Here is an 8,847-nt window from a genome sequence, read left to right on the forward strand (position 1 = left end):
CCAGAAATGATCCGAGTCGATCAATACCGATTGGTAACAGGCCGAGAAATTCACTGCAGATACCTAGCGGTAACAAGCGTGGGCGTGTCATGTTCATCGCGCCACCGGCCGGCGGCCTACCCTCACCCCGTGTCTCCCCGCCCCCACCTGCGGGCGAGACCGATCGTTGGAGTTCCGTCGTGCCCGAAAACCGTTCGAGCATTTCCCGCACCACCGCCCGGTGGCGCGGACGGCTGCTCGCCGCCGCGCTCGCCCTGCCGCTCGCCGCCACCGGACTGGTGGCGGGAACCGCCGCCCCGGCCCGGGCCGCCACCCCGAGCGGCCCGACCGCCAGCGTCAGCCTCGGCGACAGCTACATCTCCGGGGAGGCCGGCCGCTGGAAGGGCAACTCCGTCACCGGCGGCGGCAACCGGGCCGGCACCGACCGGGCCTGGACCGGCAGCGGCTACGACCCGAGCCGGATCTACGGCGCCACCTACACGAGCGGGTGCGACCGCTCGGACGTGGCCGAGGTGCGCAGCGCGCCGACCGTGGCCCAGACCCAGATCAACCTGGCCTGCTCGGGCGCCGTCGCCGCCAACGTCTTCCGCGCCGCCAACGGCGGGCAGTCGTTCAAGGGCGAGGCCCCGCAGGCCGACCAGCTCGCCACCGTGGCCCGGCAGAACAACGTCAAGCTGGTCACCCTGTCGATCGGCGGCAACGACCTCGGCTTCGGCGACGTGATCTCGACCTGCGTGCAGGACTACCTCGTCTGGTACTCCTACTGCAACGACGACCAGCAGGACGCGGTCGACGGCCGGATGCCGGCCGCGATGGCCGGCGTCGGCAAGGCGCTCGACGAGATCCGCGCCGTGATGGCGGGCGCCGGGTACGCGGCCGGGGACTACCGGATCGTGCTGCAGTCCTACCCCTCGCCGATCCCGCGCGCCGCCGAGATCCGCTACCCCGAGAGCGGCTGGAGCCGCTCGGACACCGGCGGCTGTCCGCTCTGGAACGGTGACGCGGACTGGGCGCGCGACTCGCTGGTGCCGCAGATCTCCCGGGCGCTCGCCGGGGTGGCCCAGGCCAAGGGCGTGCAGTTCCTGGACCTGAGCGACATGCTCCAGGGCCGCGAGGTCTGCTCCAAGGCGACCCGCCAGGCCAGTTCCACCAGCGCACCGTCCGCGACCACCAGCGAGTGGGCGCGGTTCCTGGACGGCGGGCTCAACGCCTCGCAGGGCACCCTGCAGGAGTCGCTGCACCCCAACTACTACGCGCAGCAGGCGCTCGGGCGCTGCCTGACCCTGCTGTACGGGCGGACCAGCGGCGACTGGGGGTGCCGCAACACCGCCGGACAGGACGCCAGTGGGATGTATCTGACGGCGAAGTAGCCGACGGGAACGGGACGTCGCCCTGTTCCCCGCCTGTGCGGCGGGGGACAGGGCGACGTGCGTCGTCGGTTCGGCGGGGCAGGGCGAGGTCGTCCCGTTCCCGTGGTTCCGGTCAGCCCTTGGCGAGCAGTGCCTGGGTGTGCTCCTTGACCTGGTCCCTCGTCAGATAGGCGTCGGTGTACTCGAAGTCACGGAGCCGGGCGGGCTGGCGGGCGAGGAACCCGGTGCGCACGAAGTCGTCGCCGGCGGTCGCGTTGAGCAGCCAGTTCGCGCCGACCCGGAACTTGGCGGCATTGGTGCGCATCGCCATCAGGTGGTAACCGCGCGCCACCAGCTGCGCCGGCACGCCGCGCAGCTCCACCCCGAGCGGCTTGGAGACGGCGTCCTTGCCACCGAGGTCCACCACCAAGCCCAAGTCCTTGTGGTAGTAGGGCTCCAGGGGCTGGTTGCGGAGCGCGGCGATCACATTGTTGGCCACCGTCCGGCCCTGGCGGGCCGAGTGCTGGGCGGTCGGCGGGCACATCGCGCCGTCGCCCTTGGCGAGGTCGGGGACGGCGGCGGCATCGCCGAGCGCGAACACGCCCTCGAACGGGGGCACCCGCATCTCCGCCGTCACCGCGATCCGCCCGCGCACCGTCTCCGCGTCCAGGGTGGCGATCAGCGGGCTCGCGGCGACGCCGGCCGTCCAGATCAGGGTCCGGCAGGGGAGCACCCGGCCGTCGGTGAACTTCACCGACTCGGCGCCGACCTCGGCCACCGACACGCCCAGCGAGACCTCGATGCCGCGCTCGCGCAGCACCTCCAGGGCGGCGGTGCCGAGGGCGTCGCCGAGCTCGGGCATCAGCTTGGGGGCGATGTCGATGAGGTGCCACTTGATCTGCCGGTGCCACTTGATCCGCCGGGCGTCCAGCCGCGGGTAGCGGTGGGCGGCGGCCGTGGTGAGGCGCTGGAGGCAGGCGGCGGTCTCGGTCCCGGCGTAGCCGCCGCCGACCACCACGAACTGGAGCCGGGACTCGCGCTCCCGCTGGTCCGGGGTGGCCGAGGCGAGGTCCAGCTGGGCGATCACATGGTCACGGACGTACGCCGCCTCGGCGAGGGTCTTCATGCCGCGCGCGTAGTCGGTCAGACCGGGGATGTCGAAGGTGCGGGTGACGCTGCCGGGGGCCAGCACCAGGTAGTCGTACTTCTGTGCCACCACCTCGTCGGTGATCTTGCGCACCACGCAGACCTTGGCGGCCGGGTCCACCCCGATCGCGCCGCCGGGGACGATGTGGGTGCGGCGCAGCGAGCGCCGCAGCGAGACGGCCACCGACTGCGGTGTGAGCACACCGGCCGCCACGTGCGGCAGCAGCGGCAGGTAGAGCTGGTAGCTGAACGGGGTGACCAGGGAGATCTCCGCCTCCGCCGGGGAGAGCTTGCGCTCCAGCCGGCGCGCGCACTCCAGTCCGGCGAAGCCGCCGCCCACGATCAGGATCCGGGCTCGTTCCATCGTGCGTCCCTCACAGTGCAGGTCGTTCCGCCGCGGGTCGTGGCGCCGGGGGCCGTTCCGCCACGGCGCGGCCCTCGGTGGGCGCGGTGGTGGCGGCGCGGACGCGGCGGTGCGAGTGCGGTGGTGCGGGTCATGGCCGATGCGGGTCGTGGCCGGTTGCGGGTCGTGGCCGTAGCGTTCCCCGGCTACTGTCCGCCACGTTCGCACGGAGCGGCGGGGGCTGCCACCGGGGCGACCCGGGCGGGGGAGTGGGCCGGGCGAGCGGGCCGGGGGAGCGGGCCGGGCAAGTGGGCCGGGCAAGAGGACCGGGCGAGTGGGCCGGGCGACACCCGCCCCGTGCATATGCCCGATAGGCTGTCGGCCGTGCTCCCCGAGGTGACGGCGGTCCGTTATGTGACGCCACTGCGAGAAGGCGGCTCGATGCCGGGCCTGGTCGAGGCCGACGACAGGCGGCTGTACGCGCTGAAATGGGTCGGCGCGGCGCAGGGCCGCAAGGCGCTGGTGGCGGAGGTGCTGGCCGGGGAACTCGGCCGGCGGCTCGGACTGCCGGTGCCCGAGCTGGTGACCGTCGACCTGGACCCGGTGCTGGCCCGCAGCGAGCCCGACCCGCAGATCCAGGACCAGATGCGCGCCAGCGGCGGGCTCAACCTGGGCATGGCCTTCGTCAGCGGCGCGCTCAACTTCGACCCGCTCTGCTTCGACGTGGACGCCGGGCTGGCCGGGCAGGTGCTCTGGTTCGACGCCCTCATCGGCAACGTCGACCGCTCCTGGCGCAACCCCAATCTGCTGGTCGCCACCGGTGGACTGCGGCTCATCGACCACGGCGCGAGCCTGATCTTCCACCACCACTGGGCCGGTGCCGCCGCCTGGATCCGCCGGCCGTACGACGCCTCCGACCACGCGCTGCTGCGCGCCGAGCCGGACCTGCTCGCCGCCGACAAGGCGCTCGCGCCGCTGGCCGAGATGGCGATCGAGGAGGCGGTGGCGCGGATCCCGGACGTCTGGCTGGTGGACGAGCCCGGCTTCGACTCGCCCGAGGCGGTGCGCGCGGCGTACCGCACCCAGTTGACCGAGCGACTGGCCGGTCCGCGCGACTGGCTGCCGGAGGTGTCCGCATGACCGAGCCGATCCGGTCGGCCCTGCCGGCCGTCGCCGAGCTGCACGACTACGAGTACGCGGTGATCCGGGCGGTGCCCCGGGTGGAGCGCGGTGAGTGCGTCAACGTGGGCGTGCTGCTGTACTGCCGGCAGAGCGCCCACCTGGCCGCCCGGACCCATCTGGACCAGGCGCGGCTGCTGGCGCTGGACCCGGTGGCCGACGTGTCCGGGGTGCGGCGGGCGCTGCAGGGGATCGAAGCGGTCTGCGAGGGCGGACCGCAGGCCGGTCCGGCGGCGTCGGACAACCCGGGGCAGCGGTTCCGCTGGCTGACCGCGCCGCGCAGCGCGGTGGTGCAGCCGGGGCCGGTGCACACCGGGCTGACCTCGGACCCGGAGACCGAGCTGCGCCGGCTGTTCGACCAGCTGGTGCTCTGAGGGCCCGGGTCCCGGTTGACTGCCGGATCTTTGCCGTGATCAAAGCTTGAGTTACTGAAGCAGTCGGTCGTAGGCTGACCTCATGGGTTCGACAGCGACCACGACCGTACCGACCAACGCCGAGCTGATGGAGGCGCTGGCCGCCGTCGGTGCCGCGTACTTCCAGGACTTCGCGGCCGCCGCCGCCAGGCACGGTCTCTCCTCCTCGCAGGCCAAGGCGCTCGGCGCCGTCCAGGAGCCGGTGCCGATGCGCGCGCTGGCCGGGCGGCTCGGCTGCGACGCCTCCAATGTGACCGGGATCGTCGACCGGCTGGAGGCCCTGGGCCTGGCCCGCCGGGAGGCCTCGGCGGGCGACCGGCGGGTCAAGATCGTGGTCATCAGCGAGCAGGGCCGGGAGATCCTGGCGCTGGTCCGCGGGGAGATGAGCCGCACCCACCAGTCCTTCGAGACCCTCAACGACGAGCAGCGGAGCGCGCTGCACTCGATCTGCCTCCAGGTGCTCCCGGTGCTCAGCGGCCGGCAGTAGGCGCGGGCCGGGGCGGAGCGCGCCTACTGCCGTCTGCTTCTGTCGTCCGCTTTCTGCCGTTCGCGGCCGGAGCTGGGGGCCTTGCCGGGGACGTCGCCGGGTGGCCCGGTGGTGATCAGCCGGTGGCCGCCCCCTCCAGCGCGGCGAGGACGGCCGGCAGCGGCGTGTGGTGGAGCAGGGTGAGCCGCGCCGTCGCCCGGGTGAGCGCGACGTAGAGGTCGGACCAGCCCTGGGCGAGCAGGCCCGCCGGGTCGACCAGGACGACGGCGTCGAACTCCAGGCCCTTGCAGTCCCGGACGGTCAGCGCACCCAGGGCGGCGGCCCGGTCGTCCGGTGCGATCACCCCGACCGTGCCCGGGCCGGTGGGCAGCGCGGCCAGCGCGGCGGCGTAGTCGCCGCCCGGCACCGGGACGGTGTGCGGGCGCTCGGCGGTCTCGCGGACGGCCTCGGTCGGTTCCTGGCCGGGGGAATGGGCGCGCAGCACCTCGGCGGCCGGCGCCATGATCGCCGCCGGGGTGCGGTAGTTGACGGTCAGCCGCACCTCGTGCCGGCGCCCGGGCAGCTCCCGGTCCAGCAGCTCCGCCCAGGACGTCCGGGACCCGGCCGGCGAACCGGTCTGGGCGAGGTCGCCGACGATCGTCAGCGAGTGGGTCGGCACCCGGCGCAGCACGGTGCGCCAGTCCATCGCGGACAGCTCCTGGGCCTCGTCGACCACCACGTGCCCGTACGCCCACTCGCGGTCCTCGGCGGCGCGCTCTGCGGTGGTGCGGTCCGGTCCGGTGTCGCGGAACCGCTCGGCGAGCAGGTCGGCGTCCAGGGTGACGTCGGTGGCCTCGTCCCGCAGACCGGCGAGGGTGAGCACGCCCTCGGCGTAGTCCAGCTCCTCGTCCAGCGCCCGCCCGGCGGCCCGGGCGCGGGCCCGGGCCGAGCCGGCGTCCTCGCCGAGGAGCTCCGCCGCCTCGTCGAGCAGCGGGACGTCCCCGGTGGTCCAGGGCGAGCCGGCCGGGCGCAGGACGGCCGCGCGCTCGGCGGGCGTGAGGCCGGGAGCGGCGACGGCCAGCAGGGCGGGGTCGGAGAGCAACCGGTCGATCACCTGATGGGGCGTCAGGACCGGCCACAGGGCGTCGAGTCGGGCGCGGATCGCGGGCTGCTCCCAGAGCTCGCGCGGAGCGTACCGGGCCTCCTCCTCGTCGTACGGGCGGCCGAGCGCGAGCGCCTGCTCCACCGCCAGCGCGTCGAGCACCGTGCGCAGGAAGAACGCCCGCGCCCGGTTGTGCGGCAGGCGCAGGCCGCGGGCGGCGTCCCGGGCCTCGGCGCAGACCCGGTGCGACAGCCGCAGGTGCTCGCTGAACCTCTGCTCGCCCGCCGGCGGCGCCTGATGCGCCTCGACCGCGCGCCGGACCACCTCCGCCATCCCCGCGCCGCCCTTGACCACGGCGGCGGCCGGGGTGTCCGGCACGGTCGCCCGGACGCCTGGGAAGAGCTCGCCGACCGTGCGGAGCACCACCTCGGTCTCGCCGAGCGCGGGCAGCACCTGGTCGATGTAGCGCAGGAACGCCGGGTTGGGGCCGACCACCAGGATGCCGCGCCGCTCCAGCACCGCGCGGTGGGTGTACAGCAGATAGGCGGCGCGGTGCAGGGCGGTGACGGTCTTCCCGGTGCCGGGGCCGCCCTGGACCACCAGGGCGCCGGGCAGCGGGGCGCGGATCACCCGGTCCTGCTCGGCCTGGAGGGTGGCGACCGCGGTGCGCATCCGGCCGGTGCGCTCGCGGGCCAGTGCGGCCAGCAACGCGGCCTCGCCGACCAGGGTCCGCCGGTCGTGCTCGCCCAGCTGCTCCAGGTCGAGAGCCTCGTCGTCGAGTCCGACCAGGGTGCGGCCCCGGGTGCGCAGGTGGCGGCGCCGGACCACTCCGCCCGGCTCGACCGGGGTGGCGGTGTAGAACGGGCGGGCGGCCGGCGCGCGCCAGTCGATCAGCAGTGGCTCGTAGGCGCCTTCCCGGTCGTCGACGAGGCCGATCCGGCCGATGCGGCGGACGGTGCCGTCGCCGTGGTCGAGGCGCCCGAAGCACAGCCCGCGTTCGACCGCGTCCAGTCGGGCGGCGTGTCGGACGGCCTCGGCGGCGCGCAGCTCGCGCTCCAGCCGGGCCTGGTGGGTGCCGCCCGGGCCGGCCTCGTGGCCGAGCGTGACGAGGGTGCGGAGGGCGCGGGTGCGGGCGGCGTCGAGCTGGGCGTACAGGTCGGTGAGGCGGGCCTGTTCGGTGCGCAGCGCCTCGGCGAGGCGGCCGTCCGGGTCCGCGGTCGGGTCGGGAGCCCGGTCGAGCGTGCGGCCGAGCGTGCGGTCGGATGAGGAGGTGGGGACCGCTGGAAGTCCATTCATGGGTGTGGTATCCTTGCGGCGAGGAGTTTGTGGAGCCTCTTGTGGAAGTTGCTCAATTGCCCCAGCCTACCCGATCCGGCGCCGTTCAGGCTGACCTCGGCTGTTAGGCTTGCGAAGCGTGAGCGCGAAGCCCCAGATCCCCAATGTCCTGGCCTCCCGGTACGCCTCGGCGACCCTGGCCCAGCTGTGGTCCCCCGAGCACAAGGTGGTCCTCGAGCGCCACCTGTGGCTCGCCGTCCTGAAGGCCCAGCAGGACCTCGGCGTCGAGGTGCCCGCCACCGCCGTCGCCGACTACGAGCGGGTGATCGACCAGGTCGACCTCGCTTCCATCGCCGCCCGTGAGCGGGTCACCCGGCACGACGTGAAGGCCCGGATCGAGGAGTTCAGCGACCTCGCCGGCCACGAGCAGATCCACAAGGGCATGACCTCCCGGGATCTGACCGAGAACGTCGAGCAGCTGCAGATCCGGCAGTCCCTGGAGCACGTGCGCGACCGCACGGTCGCCGTGCTGGTCCGCCTGGGCCGGCTCTCCGCCGAGCACGCCGAGCTGGTCATGGCCGGCCGCTCGCACAACGTGGCCGCGCAGGCCACCACCCTCGGCAAGCGCTTCGCGTCGATCGCGGACGAGCTACTGGTCGCCTTCCGCCGGCTGGAGGAGCTGATCGCTCGCTACCCGCTGCGCGGGATCAAGGGCCCGGTCGGCACCGCCCAGGACATGCTGGACCTGCTCGGCGGCGACACCGAGAAGCTCGCCGAGCTGGAGCGCCGGGTCGCCGGCCATCTCGGCTTCGACAATGTGCTGATCAGCGTCGGCCAGGTCTACCCGCGCTCGCTGGACTTCGAGGTGCTGACCGCCCTCGTCCAGCTGGCCGCCGCGCCGTCCAGCCTGGCCAAGACCATCCGCCTGATGGCCGGCCACGAGCTCGTGACCGAGGGCTTCAAGGAGGGCCAGGTCGGCTCCTCCGCGATGCCGCACAAGATGAACACCCGCTCCTGCGAGCGCGTCAACGGCCTCGCGGTGATCCTGCGCGGCTACGCGTCGATGACCGGCGAGCTGGCCGGCGACCAGTGGAACGAGGGCGACGTCTCCTGCTCGGTGGTCCGCCGGGTCGCGCTGCCGGACGCCTTCTTCGCCTTCGACGGCCTGCTGGAGACCTTCCTGACCGTCCTCGACGAGTTCGGCGCCTTCCCGGCCGTGGTCGAGGCCGAGCTGGACCGCTACCTGCCGTTCCTGGCCACCACCAAGGTGCTGATGGGCGCGGTGCGCGCGGGCGTCGGCCGGGAGACCGGGCACGAGGTCATCAAGGAGCACGCCGTCGCCTCCGCGCTCGCGATGCGGGCCGGGGCCCGGGAGAACGAGCTGCTGGACCGGCTGGCGAACGACGACCGGATCCCGCTGGACCGGGCCGGGCTGGACGCGCTGCTGGCCGACCGGCTGTCCTTCACCGGTGCGGCCGGTGCCCAGGTCGCCGAGGTCGTCCGCCAGGTCGAGGCCGTCGCGGCCGCGTACCCGGAGGCCGCCAAGTACGCGCCGGGCGACATCCTCTGACGGT

7 protein-coding genes are annotated in these 8,847 nt (G+C 73.9%); 5 read left to right on the forward strand and 2 right to left on the reverse strand.

Annotation, left to right across the window (positions count from 1 at the left end):
• The first annotated feature begins 179 nt into the window (after positions 1–179).
• Positions 180–1,370: a GDSL-type esterase/lipase family protein gene (locus VR45_RS31675; RefSeq protein WP_234326357.1), complete on the forward strand. Its 1,191-nt coding sequence runs from the start codon at positions 180–182 to the stop codon at positions 1,368–1,370.
• Positions 1,371–1,482: 112 nt separating this feature from the next.
• Here the strand turns inward: VR45_RS31675 and VR45_RS31680 are convergent, their stop codons facing one another.
• Entirely contained in the window at positions 1,483–2,859 is a 1,377-nt protein-coding gene (locus VR45_RS31680) for an NAD(P)/FAD-dependent oxidoreductase (RefSeq protein ID WP_045943320.1), read from the reverse strand.
• Between the two features lie 363 nt (positions 2,860–3,222).
• Between VR45_RS31680 and VR45_RS31685 the strand changes: the two genes are divergently transcribed.
• From VR45_RS31685 to VR45_RS31695, 3 genes are all read left to right on the forward strand, one after another.
• Positions 3,223–3,978, forward strand: coding sequence for a HipA family kinase (locus tag VR45_RS31685; RefSeq protein ID WP_199926036.1), 756 nt, complete (start codon positions 3,223–3,225; stop codon positions 3,976–3,978).
• Complete coding sequence (locus VR45_RS31690; protein WP_045943322.1) at positions 3,975–4,391, forward strand: DUF3037 domain-containing protein; 417 nt, start codon at positions 3,975–3,977, stop codon at positions 4,389–4,391. The genes VR45_RS31685 and VR45_RS31690 overlap by 4 nt, the downstream gene beginning before the upstream one ends.
• An 82-nt stretch (positions 4,392–4,473) precedes the next feature.
• The gene (locus tag VR45_RS31695; RefSeq protein ID WP_045943323.1) at positions 4,474–4,917 is read left to right on the forward strand and encodes a MarR family transcriptional regulator; all 444 of its coding nucleotides are present in this window, start codon (positions 4,474–4,476) and stop codon (positions 4,915–4,917) included.
• A 115-nt stretch (positions 4,918–5,032) separates the two neighbouring features.
• Here the strand turns inward: VR45_RS31695 and VR45_RS31700 are convergent, their stop codons facing one another.
• Positions 5,033–7,294, reverse strand: a complete 2,262-nt coding sequence (locus VR45_RS31700) for an ATP-binding domain-containing protein (RefSeq protein WP_078897014.1) — start codon at positions 7,292–7,294, stop codon at positions 5,033–5,035.
• 109 nt (positions 7,295–7,403) lie between these two features.
• Between VR45_RS31700 and purB the strand changes: the two genes are divergently transcribed.
• A complete protein-coding gene (gene purB, locus VR45_RS31705) occupies positions 7,404–8,843 on the forward strand; it encodes an adenylosuccinate lyase (protein ID WP_197698729.1) in 1,440 nt (479 codons plus the stop codon).
• Positions 8,844–8,847: the final 4 nt, after the last annotated feature.

It is taken from the genome of Streptomyces sp. NRRL S-495 (assembly GCF_000966955.1).
Lineage (GTDB): Bacteria > Actinomycetota > Actinomycetes > Streptomycetales > Streptomycetaceae > Kitasatospora > Kitasatospora purpeofusca.